This window comes from Brevundimonas sp. (assembly GCF_036659295.1).
Taxonomy (GTDB): Bacteria; Pseudomonadota; Alphaproteobacteria; order Caulobacterales; family Caulobacteraceae; genus Brevundimonas.
The window spans coordinates 1-681 of record NZ_JAVXCU010000167.1; the positions used below are offsets into that span (position 1 = coordinate 1).

2 pseudogenes are annotated in these 681 nt (G+C 60.1%); both read left to right on the plus strand.

The annotated features are described in order from the left end of the window. A pseudogene (locus RSB01_RS14155) lies at window positions 1-157 on the plus strand (sulfonamide-resistant dihydropteroate synthase Sul2); the annotation flags it as partial. An 86-nt stretch (window positions 158-243) separates the two neighbouring features. Then, window positions 244-486: pseudogene (locus RSB01_RS14160) on the plus strand (phosphoglucosamine mutase); the annotation flags it as partial. Window positions 487-681: the final 195 nt, after the last annotated feature.

A 681-nucleotide genomic window follows, 5' to 3' on the forward strand; every position in this document is an offset into this window, starting at 1 on the left:
AGGCCGTGGTCCGGGGGATGTCGGGGCCGCGACACTCGCTGCAGAGCTTGCCGCCGCCGCAGGTGGAGCTGACTTCATCCGCACACACGAGCCGCGCCCCTTGCGCGACGGGCTGGCGGTATTGGCGGCGCTGAAAGAAACCGCAAGAATTCGTTAACTGCACATTCGGGATATTTCTCTATATTCGCGGTTCAGCAGGCATGTCCCCTTTGAGGGCGACCCGACGACAGGATAATCGACCTTATGGTGCGCAAATATTTCGGCACAGACGGTATTCGTGGCAAAGCCAACGAAGGCGCGATGACGGCGGAAACCGCCTTGCGCGTCGGCATGGCGGCTGGCCGTGTCTTTCGTCGCGGTGACCACCGCCATCGTGTCGTGATCGGCAAGGATACGCGCCTGTCGGGCTATATGCTTGAACCCGCGCTCACAGCCGGTTTCACCTCGATGGGCATGGACGTATTCCTTTTTGGCCCGCTGCCGACAACGTATAGGAAGAATAAACGCCCTTTTCACCCAAGTCCAACAGCTTTGGACCGCAGTTGACTCTTTCGACACCCCTGCGATGCAACCCAATCCGGCTGACGGGGAGCCAGCAACGCTGAAAATTTACCCTCCTCTTTCCCACTAGCGGCTCCTTTTCCGACAACCAGCACGGCGGATCCCTGCCGCGGCGCTGTG